The 16,021-nt window shown below is 56.7% G+C and carries 12 protein-coding genes and 1 pseudogene; 10 read left to right on the forward strand and 3 right to left on the reverse strand.

What is annotated here, in order from left to right:
- Positions 1–35 precede the first annotated feature (35 nt).
- Positions 36–1,369 (reverse strand): annotated as a pseudogene (locus DW082_RS11690) (sigma-54-dependent transcriptional regulator).
- A gap of 304 nt (positions 1,370–1,673) precedes the next feature.
- Here DW082_RS11690 and carB point away from each other — a divergent pair.
- Positions 1,674–4,898 (forward strand): carbamoyl-phosphate synthase (glutamine-hydrolyzing) large subunit, encoded by a 3,225-nt coding sequence (gene carB / locus DW082_RS11695; protein WP_118458790.1) that lies wholly within the window; start codon positions 1,674–1,676, stop codon positions 4,896–4,898.
- A gap of 217 nt (positions 4,899–5,115) precedes the next feature.
- Here the strand turns inward: carB and DW082_RS11700 are convergent, their stop codons facing one another.
- Entirely contained in the window at positions 5,116–5,931 is an 816-nt protein-coding gene (locus DW082_RS11700) for a glycerophosphodiester phosphodiesterase (RefSeq protein ID WP_118458792.1), read from the reverse strand.
- Positions 5,932–6,111: 180 nt separating this feature from the next.
- On the opposite strand from DW082_RS11700, the gene DW082_RS11705 reads away from it, so the two are divergent.
- The 3 genes from DW082_RS11705 to DW082_RS11715 all read left to right on the forward strand — a co-directional run bounded on the left by DW082_RS11705 (position 6,112) and on the right by DW082_RS11715 (position 8,239).
- On the forward strand, positions 6,112–6,678 hold the full coding sequence (locus DW082_RS11705) for a Crp/Fnr family transcriptional regulator (RefSeq protein ID WP_118458823.1): 567 nt from the start codon (positions 6,112–6,114) through the stop codon (positions 6,676–6,678).
- A 96-nt stretch (positions 6,679–6,774) separates the two neighbouring features.
- Positions 6,775–7,704 (forward strand): DMT family transporter, encoded by a 930-nt coding sequence (locus DW082_RS11710; RefSeq protein WP_118458794.1) that lies wholly within the window; start codon positions 6,775–6,777, stop codon positions 7,702–7,704.
- Position 7,705: 1 nt separating this feature from the next.
- The gene (locus DW082_RS11715) at positions 7,706–8,239 is read left to right on the forward strand and encodes a GNAT family N-acetyltransferase (RefSeq protein WP_101573777.1); all 534 of its coding nucleotides are present in this window, start codon (positions 7,706–7,708) and stop codon (positions 8,237–8,239) included.
- Between the two features lie 153 nt (positions 8,240–8,392).
- Here the strand turns inward: DW082_RS11715 and DW082_RS11720 are convergent, their stop codons facing one another.
- Positions 8,393–9,046, reverse strand: a complete 654-nt coding sequence (locus DW082_RS11720) for a porin family protein (protein WP_055203349.1) — start codon at positions 9,044–9,046, stop codon at positions 8,393–8,395.
- Positions 9,047–9,479: 433 nt separating this feature from the next.
- Here DW082_RS11720 and DW082_RS11725 point away from each other — a divergent pair, with 433 nt between their 5' ends.
- From DW082_RS11725 to DW082_RS11750, 6 genes are all read left to right on the forward strand, one after another.
- A complete protein-coding gene (locus DW082_RS11725; protein ID WP_101573779.1) occupies positions 9,480–9,866 on the forward strand; it encodes a hypothetical protein in 387 nt (128 codons plus the stop codon).
- Positions 9,867–10,091: 225 nt separating this feature from the next.
- Positions 10,092–11,093: a hypothetical protein gene (locus tag DW082_RS11730; RefSeq protein WP_118458796.1), complete on the forward strand. Its 1,002-nt coding sequence runs from the start codon at positions 10,092–10,094 to the stop codon at positions 11,091–11,093.
- Between the two features lie 25 nt (positions 11,094–11,118).
- Entirely contained in the window at positions 11,119–11,943 is an 825-nt protein-coding gene (locus DW082_RS11735; RefSeq protein WP_118458798.1) for a hypothetical protein, read from the forward strand.
- Complete coding sequence (locus DW082_RS11740) at positions 11,943–12,818, forward strand: sialate O-acetylesterase (protein WP_118458800.1); 876 nt, start codon at positions 11,943–11,945, stop codon at positions 12,816–12,818. The genes DW082_RS11735 and DW082_RS11740 overlap by 1 nt, the downstream gene beginning before the upstream one ends.
- Positions 12,805–13,164: a hypothetical protein gene (locus DW082_RS11745; RefSeq protein ID WP_118458802.1), complete on the forward strand. Its 360-nt coding sequence runs from the start codon at positions 12,805–12,807 to the stop codon at positions 13,162–13,164. Before DW082_RS11740 ends, DW082_RS11745 begins: the two co-directional genes overlap by 14 nt.
- 265 nt (positions 13,165–13,429) lie before the next feature.
- On the forward strand, positions 13,430–16,000 hold the full coding sequence (locus tag DW082_RS11750) for an ATP-binding protein (protein ID WP_259335620.1): 2,571 nt from the start codon (positions 13,430–13,432) through the stop codon (positions 15,998–16,000).
- The last annotated feature ends 21 nt before the right edge of the window (positions 16,001–16,021 follow it).

Consider the following 16,021-nt stretch of genomic DNA (forward strand, 5'->3'; position numbering starts at 1 on the left):
ATCCGGATCGAACGGCGGAGGATATTTTCAGGTATTTACAATCCGTATTCGTCGATTTTGCGGTAGAGCGTTGTAACGCCGATTCCCAGCAGGCGGGCCGTTTCGGTTTTGTTGCCGCCGGTGTAGCTGAGTATTTTGGCGATGTGCTGTTTTTCGATCGCGTCGAGCGAGGTTGGCGGAGCGTCGTTCCCGTCGGAGCCGTTTTCACGTTGGAATTCGATCGGCAGATCCCCCACGCGCAGCGTCGTGCCTTCGGCCATAATCATGCTGCGCTCGACGACGTTCCGCAGTTCGCGCACGTTACCGCGCCAGGCGTGCCGTTTCAGCAGGTCGAGATAACCGGGATCGACGGCGTCGATCTTTTTCCCATTTTTCCGGCGAAAATACCGGCAAAATGGCGGACGTACTCGTCGATGTCGGAGGGCCGCTCCTGAAGCGACGGCAGCCGGATCTGGAAAACCGACAGCCGGTAGTAGAGGTCTTCGCGGAAATTGCCCGTCCGGATCTCTTCGGGCAGGTCGCGGTTCGTCGCGGCGATTACGCGCATATCGACCTTTCGCGGTTTGGTCTCCCCGATTTTCAGGAATTCGCCGCTTTCGAGTACTCGTAACAATTTGGCTTGCAGATCTATCGGCATCTCGCCGATTTCGTCGAGGAAGATCGTGCCGCCGTCGGCCTCCTCGAACAGTCCTTTTTTGTCTTTGGCGGCGCCGGTGAAGGCTCCGGCCCGGTGGCCGAACAGTTCGCTTTCGAGCAGATCTTTGGCGAATGCCGAGCAGTTGACCGCCACGAACGCTTTCCCGCTGCGGCCGCCTTCCCGGTGGATGGCCTGTGCGAAAACCTCTTTGCCGGTGCCCGTTTCGCCGGTGAGCAGTACCGAGGTGTCTGTGGCCGCGACCTTGCGGGCCAATTCAACGGCGTCTCGCATCGCTTTCGACGAGCCGATGACCGCCTCGAACGACGGAGCTGTTTCCGGCTGCCGTCCGGCGGCGGATTTCCGTTGCGCTTTGGCTTTTTCCATCGCGCGGCTCAGCAACGGGATGATCTTCGGATTGTCGTCGCCTTTGGTGATGTAGTCGAACGCGCCGTTCTTGATCGCCTGCACGCCGTCCGGAATGTTGCCGTAGGCGGTCAGCAGGATCACTTCGGCATCGGGCGCGATCGCCTTGATCCGGCCGACCAGGTCGACTCCGTTGCCGTCCGGCAGTTTGACGTCGCACAACACGACCCCGGGGCGCGTGCGTTCCAGTTGGCGGAGTCCCGCCGCACAGTTTTCGGCCTGAATCACTTCGTATCCTTCCAGGCCGATGATGCGCGCCAGCAGGCCGCGCAACTGCCGTTCGTCGTCGATGATAAGTACCTTGTCCATATGCCGGATCGGATTTATTTTTTCGCAAAGGTAAAAAAAAGGAGGAACTATTTTCCGGCCGGAATCCGTTGGCGCGCATTTAGAGTCGTTCGTTTTTATTAATACGTTGATATGTAGTGTTATATGATGAAATGAAATCCGGCGGGGCGATTCCGGAGGCTCCGGTATGTCCGGCGCTCGGGCTGCGATCCTCCGGATTTCGGTTGCCGGACCGCCGAAAAAAGTGGCCGTCACAGACTTAATAATTCGAAAAAACGCCGTACATTTACGAAATTTTTAGGTCGACTTTAAACATCTTTAACCTATGTCAGTAAACAAAGAAATCAAAAAAGTCATTGTGCTCGGCTCGGGAGCATTGAAAATCGGACAGGCGGGAGAATTCGATTACTCCGGTTCGCAGGCGTTGAAGGCGCTGAAAGCCGAAGGAATTTCAACGGTGTTGATCAACCCGAACATCGCTACGATCCAGACTTCGGACGGAGTCGCCGATCGGGTTTATTTCCTGCCCGTAACTCCTTATTTTGTCGAGGAGATTATCAAAAAAGAGCGTCCCGACGGCATTTTACTGGCATTCGGCGGACAGACGGCGCTGAACTGCGGAACGGAATTATTCCTCAGCGGCACGTTGGAGAAATACGGCGTGCAGGTGCTCGGAACGTCGGTAGAAGCGATCATGACGACCGAAGACCGCGACTTGTTCGTAAAGAAACTGAACCAGATCGAAGTCAAGACCCCGGTCAGCCAGGCTGTCGAAAGCATGGAGGTGGCCATCGAGGCGGCCAACCGGATCGGGTTCCCGGTGATGGTACGTTCGGCCTATGCGCTGGGCGGCCTGGGCAGCGGCATATGCAGCAACCTCGATGAGTTCAGGACGCTGTGCGAAAGCTCGTTCGCCTATTCGAAGCAAATACTGGTCGAGGAGTCGCTGAAGGGATGGAAGGAGATCGAATTCGAAGTGATCCGCGATAAGAACGACCACTGCTTCACGGTGGCCAGTATGGAGAACTTCGATCCGCTGGGAATCCACACCGGCGAGAGCATTGTGGTGGCCCCGACCTGTTCGCTGGACGACCAGGAACTGGCCTTGTTGCAGGAACTTTCCAAAAAGGTGATCCGCCACATCGGGATCGTCGGCGAATGCAATATCCAGTACGCGTTCAACTCCGAGACGGACGACTACCGCGTGATCGAGGTGAACGCCCGGCTGAGCCGTTCGTCGGCGCTGGCGTCGAAGGCTACGGGCTATCCGCTGGCGTTCGTGGCGGCCAAACTGGCCCTGGGCTATACGCTCGACCAGATCGGCGAGATGGGAACGCCGAATTCGGCTTACGTGGCCCCGTCGCTCGACTACCTGATCTGCAAAATCCCGCGTTGGGACCTGAGCAAGTTCGCCGGCGTTTCGCGCCAGATCGGATCGAGCATGAAGTCCGTCGGCGAGATCATGTCGATCGGCCAATCGTTCGAGGAGATCATCCAGAAAGGACTGCGGATGATCGGGCAGGGGATGCACGGATTCGTCGGCAACCGCGACCTGGAATTCGGTAACCTTGAAGAAGAACTGTCGCATCCGACCGACCTGCGTATCTTCGCGATCGCCAAGGCGTTCGAAGAAGGTTATTCGATCGACCGGATCTACAACCTGACCAAGATCGACCCCTGGTTCCTCGGCAAACTGAAAAATATCCACGACTATTCGCTCGTGCTGAGCAAATACGATAAGATCGAAGACGTGCCCGCGGCCGTACTGCAAGAAGCCAAGCGGCTCGGTTTTTCGGACTTCCAGATCGCCCGCTTCGTCGAAGACCCGGACGGCAACATCGAGAAGGAGTCGCTGCGCGTCCGCGCCGTCCGCAAGAAGAACAATGTGCTGCCGTCGGTCAAAAGGATCAATACGGTCGCTTCGGAAAATCCCGAGCTGACCAACTACCTCTATGTGACTTACGACGGGACGGAGCACCAGGTTCCTTATTTCAAGAATGAAAAATCGGTCGTCGTGCTCGGTTCGGGCGCTTACCGGATCGGCAGTTCGGTCGAGTTCGACTGGTGCTCGGTGAATGCCGTGCAGACGGCCCGCAAGCTGGGTTACAAGTCGATCATGATCAACTATAACCCCGAGACCGTTTCGACCGACTACGATATGTGCGACCGGCTCTATTTCGACGAACTGTCGTTCGAACGGGTGCTGGACGTACTCGACCTGGAGATGCCTAAAGGCGTGATCGTTTCGGTGGGCGGACAGATCCCGAACAACCTCGCGATCCGGCTGCACCGCCAGGATATTCCGGTGCTCGGCACGTCTCCGCTGTCGATCGACCGCGCTGAAAACCGCCACAAGTTCTCGAGTATGCTCGACCAGTTGGGCATCGACCAGCCGGCCTGGAAAGAGCTTTCGCACATGGATGAAGTGTACGACTTCGTCGGCAAGGTAGGCTATCCGGTGCTGGTGCGTCCGTCGTATGTGCTTTCGGGCGCGGCGATGAACGTCTGCTACAACGCCGAGGAACTGGAGACGTTCCTGAAACTGGCGGCCAAAGTGTCGAAAGAGTATCCGGTGGTCGTGTCGCAGTTTTTGCAGAACGCCAAGGAGATCGAATTCGACGCCGTGGCGCACAACGGCGAAGTGGTCGAATACGCGATTTCGGAACATGTCGAATTCGCCGGCGTCCACTCGGGGGACGCCACGCTGGTATTCCCGGCGCAGAAGATCTACTTCGAAACCGCCCGCCGCATCAAGAAAATCGGTCGCAAGATCGCCAAAGAGCTGAACATCAGCGGCCCGTTCAATATCCAGTTCCTTGCGAAGAACAACGACGTGAAGGTGATCGAATGTAACCTGCGCGCGTCGCGCAGCTTCCCGTTCGTGTCGAAGGTGCTGAAACGCAACTTCATCGAGACCGCGACGCGGATCATGCTCGACACTTCGTATGAAAAACCGGACAACACGAATTTCGATATCGACTGGATCGGCGTGAAGGCGTCGCAGTTCTCGTTCTCGCGGTTGCACAATGCCGACCCGGTGCTCGGCGTGGATATGTCGTCGACCGGCGAAGTGGGTTGCATCGGCGACGATTTCAGCGAAGCGCTGCTGACGTCGATGATTTCGGTCGGGTACAGTATTCCGAAAAAGGCCGTGATGGTTTCCTCGGGCGACACCCGTTCGAAGGTGGACTTGCTGGACGCCTGCAAGATGCTGCAGGACAACGGCTACGAGATCTATGCGACCGGCGGAACGGAGAAATTCCTCGCCGAGCACGGCGTGAAGGCCGTATGTGTGAGTTGGCCGGACGAAGGGAAGGCGGACAACGTGATCCACATGATTTCCGCGCATAAATTCGACCTGGTCATCAACATCCCGAAGAACCACTCGCACCGCGAGCTGACCAACGGCTACAAGATCCGCCGCGGCGCGATCGACCACAACATTCCGTTGATTACCAACGCCCGTCTCGCGAGCGCCTTCATCGAAGCTTTCTGCGAAATGAAGGAGAAGGATATTCAGATCAAGAGCTGGCAGGAATATAAGTTGTAATCCTTCCCCGTTTCCGTACCGAGACGTTTAAACGGGGGAATGCGGGGATTTCCTTTAGAATGGTGCAACAAGTCAATTACCGACTTGTTGCGCTTTTCTTTTTGTGATGAGGTAACGAATAGGCAATAGTTTTGTTCTAAATTACAGTCGCTATGCGGATGCAACGCACGTTCGGTTATCCCGGCGGATCATTCTTCCGAAAAGGAAAAGCGACCGGTCAATGCTCCTGGAAATAAAGGGTGCAGGCTTCCGGACGGTCGGTGTTGATGATGTCGATGCCGAGTTCGCGGAACGTTTCCCAGGCGTTGACGGTGTCCGGAGACCCCCAAAACCGGATAGGTTTCCCCGTTTTGTGGGACTTCGCCACCAGACTTTCGATTACCTGCCGGTCTTCGGCGGAGAGCGTGTCTGCACCCCCTTTCCATTTCGAGTAGCGGAAAAACGGCTCGCTGATGAAAGCCACCCGTTCGAGCTGCTGCGGCGTATAGTCCACGTCGATGAATCCGTCGAAAGAAATAAAGCGGGGATACTCCCCGAAAGCTTCAGGGTCGGGCCGACTGCCCGAGATCACGATCCTCACAGCGTACGGATTTACCGAAGGATCGAACACTTCGGGATGTCTTTTCAACTTGGCGATCAGCCGGTCAATGGTCGGGTGCAGCGGAGTTTTCAGGTCGATCATCAGCGTGAGCACCTGCTCCGAACCTCGCCAGGGACGTCCTTCGTTTTGCCCGAATAAAAAGATCAGCGGTTCGAGATACATTTCATCGAGCGAAAGCGCCGAATCGAGTTCGTGAGGATCGTGCGCCACCAGCAAGCCATCGGAAGCAGGAGCCGCATAAATATCCGCCTCGATAGTATGCACCTGCTGGGAATAAGCGCGGTAAAAAGGAATATTTTTCTGGTAATCGTTGTGGGAATGGATAAGTACCGTTTGCTTCCCGGAATAAGACGAACATAAGAAGGCCATGAAAAATATCAGTCCTGCTCGACCGAAAAAAACGGAACGGGTATTCGAAAATCTGCGAAGCATAGGAGTCGTTTTGATAATTAATATATGGTTTACAAGAGCAAAGATAGAATAGAAATTAATAATATGCAATGCCGTGAAAAACAAGTCAGGCCGTCTTTTTTCGTTTGCCGGAGAATGAAAATCGCCGGTAGCTCCGGGGATCGGGAACGAATCGCTATCTTTGTGCCGAACGGCAGGGATATGGAAGAATTCATCAAAAAAATGCGGGAAGCGTACCCGGTTTCGGACGGTGCGTTGCAGTTGTTTCTGCGGCATACCGAGCGCGTCACGCTGCCGAAGGGACACCTGTTGATCCGCGACGGCGTGGTCGAAAAGTACAGCTATTTCATCGTGCGGGGATTCGCCCGCGGTTTCCTGTATCGGGACGGGAAGGATGCGACGATCTGGTTTGCGACCGCCGGCATGTCGCTGTTGTCGATGAACGCCTACCTGTTTCGTTCGTCCGGATACGAGAACGTCGAACTGCTCGAAGAGTGCGACCTGCTGAAAATTTCGAACGAGACGCTCGACGGGCTTTTCGAGAAGGAGGTCGAACTGGCCAACTGGGGCCGGCGGATGTCCGACCGCATCATCCTGCGGATGGAACGGCTGTTCGTCGAGCGTTATTTCCTGACGGCGGCCGAACGTTACCGGCTGCTGGTCGAACGCGAGCCGGAAATTCTGCAAAAAGCTCCGTTGCGGGATATCGCGTCGTACCTCGGCATTTCTCAGGTCTCCCTGAGCCGGGTCCGTTCCGGCGTACAATAATTGCGCGAAAAGGTTCGTTTTTTAACATTTGTTAACGGGAAACGAAGATTTTCTACGGATCTTTGCGGCCTGTAATCCGTTAAACCTGTAATTCGAATGAAACAATTCCAAGGCATTCTGCTGGCGATGATCTCGTCGGCGACGTTCGGGATGATTCCGCTGTTCGCACTTCCTGTGATCCGCGGCGGCATGGGGGTCGATTCGGTGATGTTTTACCGCTTTGCGCTGTCGTCCGCGGTGGTCGGAGCCTATCTGCTGCTCCGGCGGGCGGACCTGCGCGTTACGCTCCGGGAATTCGGCGTGCTGTTCGGACTGGGGGCGCTGTACGCTTTCACGTCGCTGCTGCTGACGATCGCTTACCTGTATATTCCGAGCGGGGTCGCCACGACGATCCATTTCCTGTATCCGCTGCTGGTCGCCGCGATCATGGCGTTGTTTTTCAAAGACCGGATTTCGGTGTCCGTGATGGTCGCCGCGCTTGCGGCCGTCGCCGGCGTGTGGCTGCTTTCGGGCGGAACGGATGCCGCGGTCGGGATGAAGGGGCTGACACTGGCGCTCGCGACCGTAGCTACGTACGCCGTTTACATCGTCGGCGTCAACAAATCGTGCGTGCAGCATATGAAGGGACTCAAAATGGTGTTTTTCATCCTGCTTTCGGCAACGATAATTTTCGCCGGGAACCTGTTCGTAAAAGGGGAAATTCCCGAATCCATTCCGGACTGGTCGGCTGCCGTCCACCTGATTTTGTTGGCTCTGATTCCCACTTTGGTATCCGATTTGACGTTGGTGTTGGCCGTACAGCGGATCGGTTCGACGACGACCGCGATTCTCGGTTGTCTCGAACCGTTGACCGCCGTCGCGCTCGGGATTTTTTTCCTCGGCGAACGTTTCGTCGCGGAACAGTTCGCCGGCGTCGCGCTGATCGTGGCAGCGGTCGTGACAGTGATTCTCGGCGGCCGGCCGGGGCGGTTCTCCGTCCGGCGGCTGATTCCGGACTTTTTGTCGAATTTTTATAAAGCGAGGTGATATGATAAAACTGATTCGGATAACCGACGGACAGGACAGCCGTCTGGAACACTTGGTTCCCCTCTACGAAGAGGCGTTCTGCAGCAGTGAGCGGCGTACCGTCGGGCAGCTCCGGCGGATGATCGGCGCGACGCCTGCGATGCATTTCAATATGATCGAGTCGGACGGCGAGCTTTGCGGCCTGTTCGTCTACTGGGATATGGGCGAGTTTTACTACCTCGAACACCTGGCCGTGGCGCCGCATATGCGGAACCGTAAAATTGGACAGCAGGTGCTCGAGCACGTGGAGACCTCGCTGCCCGGAATCCGGCTGCTCGAAGTGGAGCCGGCCGAGGACGAGCTGACCGCCCGGCGCGTCGCTTTTTACCGGCGCAACGGCTACCGGATCGTCGATCGGAGCTACGTGCAGCCGTCCTACGAAAATTTCGGCGATGCCGCTCCGCTGTGGATCATGGGAAACGATACGCCCGAACGGTTGCCCGAATTTATCGAACGGATTAAAAAAGATGTGTACCGCGACCCGCTGGCGCGCTGATCCTCCGATTCGCCGACCGGGCCAGATAGCCCTACGTTATCCGGGCTCGTTTCTTTTTTCGCTGTCCGGGTCGCAGAAAGCCGTTCTTTTCGGTTGCGGGCATAAAAAAACGTCCTCCGGCAGAGGACGTTTTTAGGGTTATCGGCGAATCGCTTAGAATTTCCAGCCTACGGTCAGCGAGAATACGCGGTTGGTCATTTTGTTCAGTTCCTCGTTGCCGCCGCTAAAGTCTTCCTTGAATTCATCCGTCGCGATGTCGGTGACCGGGATATTGTAACGGGCATCGATGACCAGACCTTGTTCGAACGTGTAGGAGATGCCTACCGGGATCGAGAAGTCGGTCGATTTGAAATAATGCTTCGTGTCTTCGGTATTCCAGGAGCCGCCGTCGACTTTTGCCCTGTATTTGCCGCTGAGCAGGAAGCCCGGCTGGATACCCGCTTTCAGCGCCAGTCCGTTGGTGACGTAGAAGTTGGCCAGGATCGGAATATTCAGGTAGTTCAGCCGGTTGTTGAATTTGAGTTTGTGTTCGGAGCCGAGCGCGCCTTGGGTGATTTCGGCGCTGGAACCCTGGCGCGAATACAAAACATCCAGCGAAACGGCGAACCATTTGGCCGCCCGGTATTCGGCGAAAGCGCCGATCACCAGCGCGGGTTTCGTGCCGGAGAGGTGATTGATGTCGTCGAGACCGTCGGGATGCAGGTCCGTAACGTTTATTCCGACTTTGGGTCCGAACGTGAAAGGTTTCTGAGCCGAAACGGCGCCGGCAGCGATCGCCGCTACGAGCAAAAAGACAATTTTTTTCATAAAGTTGTGTTTGAGTGGTTTGTAAAGTTTGTAAATAGCAGTTTAATAATGTCTGTCAGGGCCGGCGAACTATCGCAGTGCCTTGTGTTTTCTGTCCGGAGAAGTTCATTACGATACAAATTAAAAGGTTATTCGTGGAAATTCCAAAAATAAACCTCGTTGTCCATGTAAATTAGCGTAACCGGCGGTACGGGTTTTGCGTTCGGTGGGATTCTTTGGATAGGCGTTTTCCCGGGGAGCGACGAGGGTATGCGTCTGAATATTTGGAATGGGAAAATATTTAATTACTTTTGCAGTTTCTTTCGGCGGATTCCGGTTGCCGTTTCCGTAAACGATTCGTATCGCGCCGCCGGACCGGTATTTTTCCCGTGGGAACGTCCGGATAAAAAGAGTGGAGGACGCTTTTAATGAATTACTAAATATTATTTCAAAGATGATGAAAACGAAATTGTTTACGGCCGTATTGGCCTGCCTGAGCGTTGCGATGCTTTTTTCCGGTTGTAAGGACGATAAGAACGATGATGCCGTTCACGCCTATGTCATGCGCGCGGCCATTACCGAAGCCGGCGATCTCGACGCGCTGACCGTCACGCTGATCAACAGCGAATTGGAGAGCATGTGCAATCAGGTCGGAACGAAGATTTTGACCGAATCGGAAGCCCGGGAGATGTTCGATCTGATGGTAAAACAGATCGAAAAATCTATGGAAAGTATTGATTTCGGCGATATTACCAAGCCGGTAGGCTTCACCGTTACGCTGAATTACCAGAACGACGGCAAAGTCGCTTTTTCCAAAACGTTTACGGTCGATCCTAAATAACGGCGGACGAAACGATCCGTGCTTCGGCGCGGCTACGGGGCAGCCTTCTGCCGGTGCGTTTATCGATCGATGCGTGCCGGAGGAAGGCTGTCCTGTCGTATCCGGAGGTGGCGTGTCTGTTTTTTATTCCGGCCGGATTGGTAGATTCCGTTTCAATCGCTATCTTTACAAAATTCGTCCGGGGAGACTGCCGGCGAACGATCCGAATCTGAAAATACGGAAGTTATGAGAATACGAAAAGGTGCTGTCGCGGTCGGGATACTGACGCTGGCCGGGATCACGCTTTGTTTCGGCGGAAGTCCGAAATGCGACGCGGCCGGCCGCGAAAGCCGCAGCGGGAAAAAACAACCGGCCGGGGTGGAAGTTCTCGGCGATCCGAAGTTCGAAAAGGGGCTGGCCGTATCGCCGCTGTGGCCCGAAATCGTGCAGCAGAACGGCGGGTTCGAAAAGACCAATACGGATACGATCCGTTTCGGACGGGGCGACGCCGATCCTGTCTGGCAAATGGCCCAGTGGGCCAGCAAGTACGATCTGGGCGGAACCGTTCCGGTCGAAGGGCGGGACGGCGTTACGTACGCCAATCCCGGCAAGAAGGTCACCCGCTTTGCCGACGGTACGCTGCTGCTCGACATTACGACGAGTACCGAATACGAAGCCCCGCGTACCGGCAGCGACGCGTGGCCGCACCTGCTGATCCAGCAGGATTTCGAGAACCGTCCGAACGTCGGCCGGATCAGCCGTCTCGATTTCACGATGGAGCTGCGGATCGTCCATTGCGACAAAAAGATGACCGATGCCGAATTCAACGAGAGCCTGCATACGGCCCAGTCGCCGTTCTATTTTTTTATGCGCAACGTGAATCCCGATTCGCCGGATTACCAACTCTCGCTGTGGGTCGGCGTCCCGTCGTTCGATTACCGTTACCCGCGGCTCGACTCCACGGAGTACGTGCAGTGGGATATCGGCACGGCGACTTATATTTACGCCATTCCGCCCCGCACGATCTGGGGGGACGTTTCTTTCCACGATTTGAAGTGGCATCGTGCCCGGCTCGACCTGTTGCCGCTGATCCGGCAGGGCGTTGCCGCGATGAAGGACAAAGGACAGTTTCTGCATACCGACCTCGACGATCTGGAACTGATGGGGATGAATTTCGGATGGGAAGTTCCCGGAACTTTCGATGCGGGGCTGATGGTGCGGAACCTGAGCGTCCGGGCCGTCGAATGACCTGATTTTAACGAATACGAGTGAAATGATGAAAAATACTTGTTACGGATTCGTGCTGGCGGCCGTGCTGTCGCTGTGTGGTGCGGCAGCGTACGGCGAGGCTCCCCGTTGGGAGACCCTCTCCGGAAAGTGGCAAACCGGAGCCTCCGGGATCGTTCCGGAAGCGGGGGAACAACCTTGCCTGCTGGTCGACCGCAGCGGCCTCTGGGATTGCGAATGGTTTAACCTGAGCGTGAACTTCAGGTTGTCGGACGTCTGTGCCGGCGCCGGGTTCGGCGTTGCGCTGCACATTGAAAACAAAGATGACTACCATTTACTGCGGATCACTCCCGCGGCGGGTTATACGGCTCTCCAGACGCTTCGCTGGCAGTACGGTAATTTCCGCATGTGGCAGGAGGCTCATTTTCCCGTTTTGCAGCCGGAGCGGGAGTATAATCTTTCCATCGTCCGGGCTCCGGTCGTCGACCGGGAGGACTGGCGGCCGTGGAAGATCGTCGTTACCGACAACGCCGACGGAACGGTGTTGCTCAAAATCGGAATCGAAAACCATATGCCGGCTTTCGGCCTGGGCGTTACCGGGCTCTATGCGGCGTGCGATGCGGTGACGTTCACGGATTACAGCCTGGATCGTCCCGTGCCCGAGAACCTGGCGGGGAACCTGCGGTTGCCGATGGTTTTCAGCGACGGGATGGTGCTGCAACGCGGACGCCGCGTTCCGGTCTGGGGCCGGGCCGCCGCCGGCGCGTCGGTCAGGCTGACTTTCGCGGGAAAAAGTTACAAGACGCGGGCCGACAGCGCAGGCGACTGGAAGATACTGCTCAGGCCGCTCGCGGCCGACACCGGCTGGTGATGCGGGTCGTTTCGGGAAAGGATACCGCGACGCTCCGCGACGTGGCTGTGGGCGAGGTGTGGTTCGCTTCTGGACAGTCCAACATGGAGATGAAAGTGTGGGAGAGCAATGTGCCGATGGTTAGCGATCCGGATATCCGCCTGTTCGTCCCATTCCAGTGGTCGTCGCAGGAGCCGGTGTTTACGGCCGGAGGACGGTGGCAGAAGGCGGACTCGGAAGGCGTGCCGCGCTGGTCGGCGGTCTCCTACGCATTCGCGCAGGAACTGAAAGAGCGTCTGGGCGTGCCGGTCGGCGTCATCGGCGCTTATTTCGGCGGGACGGCCATCGAGAGTTGGATGCCGCGTTCCGAGTTGGTCGAAGATCCGGTTACCAAACCGATCCACGACCGCTTCGTACAGTCGATCCATCAGCTCGAAAACGGCCTGCCGGTGGAGGAGCGTTTCCCGTGGTGCTGGGATGTGGCGGGGCAGCGGCATACGCCGGGAGATCTGTTCAACGGCATGGTCGCGCCGCTGATCCCGTACGGAATCAGCGGAATTCTGTGGTATCAGGGCGAATCCAGCGCATCCAAGGCCCGGCAGTACGGACATCTTTTCCCGATGCTGGTCGATTCCTGGCGCGAGCGGTGGGGCGATCCCGACCTGAAATTTTATTTCGTCCAACTGGCCGGCTACGACGGCCGGGAGTCGGGTTCGGAGATCGAATCCGCCTGGCCGCATTTACGGGACGTGCAGCGCCGCCTGCTCGACCGCAGGGAGAATACCGGTATGGTGGTAGCCTTTCATCTGGGCGATTCGCTCAATATTCACCCGCCTTATAAAAAGGAGGTGGGCGCCCGCCTGGCGAATCTGCTTGCACGACGTGTACGGCTTTAAAGATATCGTGCGTAGCAGTCCGCTGCTCGACGGGGTGGAATACCGGGACGGTGCGGCCGTGCTGACTTTCCGTGAGACCGCGGACGGACTTTCTTCGGGAGACGGCAAGCCGCTTTCCGGTTTTTCGGTCGCCGGCGAAGACCGGCGTTTCCACCCGGCTACGGCTACGGTCAATCCGGACGGGGTCGGCGTGACCGTCCGTTCGGAGGCGGTGCCGTCTCCGGTCGCCGTGCGTTACGGATGGGCTAACTTTACGCGGGAAGCGAACCTGGTCAACAGCGCGGGGCTACCCGCGGCGCCTTTCCGCACCGACGAATGGCCGCTGCCGACCGACGACGATTTGTAGGAGGCGCACCGACGATTCCGGTTCGTGGGATACGGACCCGGTGAGTCGGGTTTTCAAGCTATATTTCTGTTTCTGGCCGCTTTTATACCTGAGAAATTTTAGGTGTGGCAATTTTTATTACTTTTAACCGTTGGAATTTGGTAAACGGATACCCGGGTCCTTGCGGTCTGCAATTATGAAGAAGCGGCTGTGTATTTTATTTTTTCTCATCGGTTGGTTTCCATCGGTTTATGGACAGCGATCCGATAACGGCAATTACGTTCTGTTGCTGAATTCTGCTTCGTTCGGCGAAGCATGGTCGGATGTCCTGTACCGGTCGTTGGTGGAGGAGGTCAGACAACAAGGGGTGCGCGTCGATACCGAGGAGCTGCTCGTCCCGATGATGAAGACGCCCGAGGACGCCCGAGCCAAACGGGAGATGCTGCTCGCCAAATATCCCGTTCCGCCCCGGGCGGTCATCTATATCGGCGATCCCGGCTGGCTCGTTTGCCGTCCCCTGTTCGACAGGGAGTGGAAGGAAGTGCCGACGGTGATCTGCTATTCGCGCGATTCGATGCCTGCTTCGATCGAGGATTTGCTCGGCGTAAACCTCGACAGCCGTACGGCGGTGCCGGCTTCGGAGATTGCCGAAGGATATAACCTGACCATCCTCAAACAGCCCTCTTTTATCCGGGAAACGATCGAGATGATGCGGCAGTTGCAGCCCGGAATGAATACCGTGGCCCTGATTTCGGATCATCGCTACATCAGCCTCCGCATCCGGGAAGAGGTGCGGCAGACGGTAAAGAAATATTTCCCGGATCTGGCGTTCGAATCGCTCAGCACGCCGGAATTGACGACCGGACAGTTGCTCGATACGCTTTCGGGTTTCGACGATAAAAAAGGGATTATCTACTACTCCTGGTTCGTTACCCAGAACCGGCATGAATACCTGGACGATCACGTGCAGCGGGTGATCTTCGGGCTGGCCCACACGCCGATTTTTACGCTGACCGACCGGGATCACGAGGAGGGTAGCTTCGCGGGCGGATATTACATTCCGGCGATCGAGTTCAGTCGGGTGGCCAGCGCCGTTATCCGGGAAATTCTCGAAGGAAAGCCGGCCCGCGACATCTCCTGGCGAGACGGCGGCGCTCCGGCAGCTTACCTCGACTATCACCACCTCGTACACCAAGGGGTCGATCCGGCCCTGTTTCCGAAAGACGCCGTATATACGCAGGTTCCTCCGGGCTTTTTCCAGAAATACAAATTTCACTTGGTCGTTCTGGGAGCGCTGCTTTTGTTGCTGGTATCGGCGTTGTGCTGGTTCATGCAGCGGCAGCGGCAGCAGAACCGCGAGTTCCAACTGCTCTCGCAATACAGGAAGCTGGTCGACAATATGCCGGTGATCTATCTGCGCAAGCGGATCGCCGGCGGATCGTCCGGTTCCGATTTCGAGTTTCTTGATGTGAATCCCGCCTTTGAGCAGGTATTCGGATGTACACGCCGGCAGATCCTGGGCAAACGGCTGAGCGAAGCGTTGTCCTGCCGCGACAAACTCTCCTGTCTGGCGGAGACCGAACAGACGGTTCATTCGTTCGTCGTAGACGGTGCGAAGGGGCTGCGCTATTACGACAAGCTGGTGTTCAGCAGCAGCGAAGCGGGGATTAAGGACGTATTTTGTATCGACCGTACCGAAGAGCACCTGGCCCTGGCGCGGATGGAACGGCACCGCGCCGAGCAGGAGGAGCTGAATGAAAAGTATAAACTGGTGCTGCAGGCGACCGGATTGACTCCCTGGACGTGGGACGTCGGGGGAGGGCTGGTCGACTGCGATCTCTCTTATACGTCCGGGATGGAGGATCATTCCGGCGAGCACTTGATCGTCTCGGACGAACAGTACTATGCGATGATCCATCCCGACGACCGGGAGCGGATGCGCGCCGCTTACGCCGACTTGCTGGCCGGCCGGAACGACATCCTGCAACAGGAGTACCGGGTGATCTACGTGCAGGGCGGCTACCAGTGGGCGAAGAGTTTCGCCGTCATCCGCGAGCGCGACGCTTCGGGGAGCCCGGTGCAACTGGTCGGCGCTTCGCTACAGATCGACGTGCAGAAACGACTCGAACAGGATCTGCGCGAGGCCAAAGAGAAAGCCGAAGAGTCGAATCGCTTGAAATCGGCTTTCCTGGCCAATATGAGCCACGAAATTCGGACGCCGCTGAATGCGATTGTCGGTTTCTCGAGCGTGCTGGCCAATACGGAGAACGAAGAGGAGAAACGGGGGTATATTTCGATCATCGAAAACAACAACGAACTGTTGCTCCAGTTGATCGGCGATATCCTCGACCTGTCTAAGATCGAGGCCGGAACGCTCGAATTCACCGAGTCGGACGTTGATCTGCGGGAAATGTTTTCCGGGATCGAACAGAGCATCCGGCTGCGGATTCCGGACGGTCATCCGGTGGATGTGCGGTTCGAAGAGCCGGAGAGCGATTACCGGATCCGCACCGACCCGAACCGGTTGATGCAGGTCGTGACCAATTTCATGACCAATGCGATCAAATTCACGGCCGAAGGAAACATCCGTTTCGGTTACCGGGATCGGAACGACGGGGAATTGTATTTCTATGTTTCGGATACCGGATGCGGAATTCCGCCGGAGAAGCAGCGGGACGTGTTCGGTCGCTTCGTCAAACTCGACGCGTTTGCCCAGGGGACGGGTCTCGGGCTTTCGATCTGCGAAACGATCGTTTCGAAGTTGGGCGGGCGGATCGGCGTCGAGTCCGTGCCGGACGAAGGTTCCACCTTCTGGTTTACACTGCCTCTCCGTCCCGTCGGCAAAGCGTTTTTATAACGGATTTGCACGGGGAAGCTT

It is taken from the genome of Alistipes sp. AF48-12, assembly GCF_003477565.1.
GTDB lineage: Bacteria > Bacteroidota > Bacteroidia > Bacteroidales > Rikenellaceae > Alistipes_A > Alistipes_A hominis.

Excerpts from the sequence above, each read along its gene's own strand:
- DW082_RS11700 (WP_118458792.1), bottom strand. The coding sequence starts at position 5,931 with ATGCTTCGCAGATTTTCGAATACCCGTTCCGTTTTTTTCGGTCGAGCA.
- DW082_RS11735 (WP_118458798.1), top strand. The coding sequence starts at position 11,119 with ATGATGAAAAATACTTGTTACGGATTCGTGCTGGCGGCCGTGCTGTCG.
- DW082_RS11740 (WP_118458800.1), top strand. The coding sequence starts at position 11,943 with ATGCGGGTCGTTTCGGGAAAGGATACCGCGACGCTCCGCGACGTGGCT.
- DW082_RS11730 (WP_118458796.1), top strand. The coding sequence starts at position 10,092 with ATGAGAATACGAAAAGGTGCTGTCGCGGTCGGGATACTGACGCTGGCC.
- DW082_RS11715 (WP_101573777.1), top strand. The coding sequence starts at position 7,706 with ATGATAAAACTGATTCGGATAACCGACGGACAGGACAGCCGTCTGGAA.
- carB (WP_118458790.1), top strand. The coding sequence starts at position 1,674 with ATGTCAGTAAACAAAGAAATCAAAAAAGTCATTGTGCTCGGCTCGGGA.
- DW082_RS11705 (WP_118458823.1), top strand. The coding sequence starts at position 6,112 with ATGGAAGAATTCATCAAAAAAATGCGGGAAGCGTACCCGGTTTCGGAC.
- DW082_RS11720 (WP_055203349.1), bottom strand. The coding sequence starts at position 9,046 with ATGAAAAAAATTGTCTTTTTGCTCGTAGCGGCGATCGCTGCCGGCGCC.
- DW082_RS11710 (WP_118458794.1), top strand. The coding sequence starts at position 6,775 with ATGAAACAATTCCAAGGCATTCTGCTGGCGATGATCTCGTCGGCGACG.
- DW082_RS11725 (WP_101573779.1), top strand. The coding sequence starts at position 9,480 with ATGATGAAAACGAAATTGTTTACGGCCGTATTGGCCTGCCTGAGCGTT.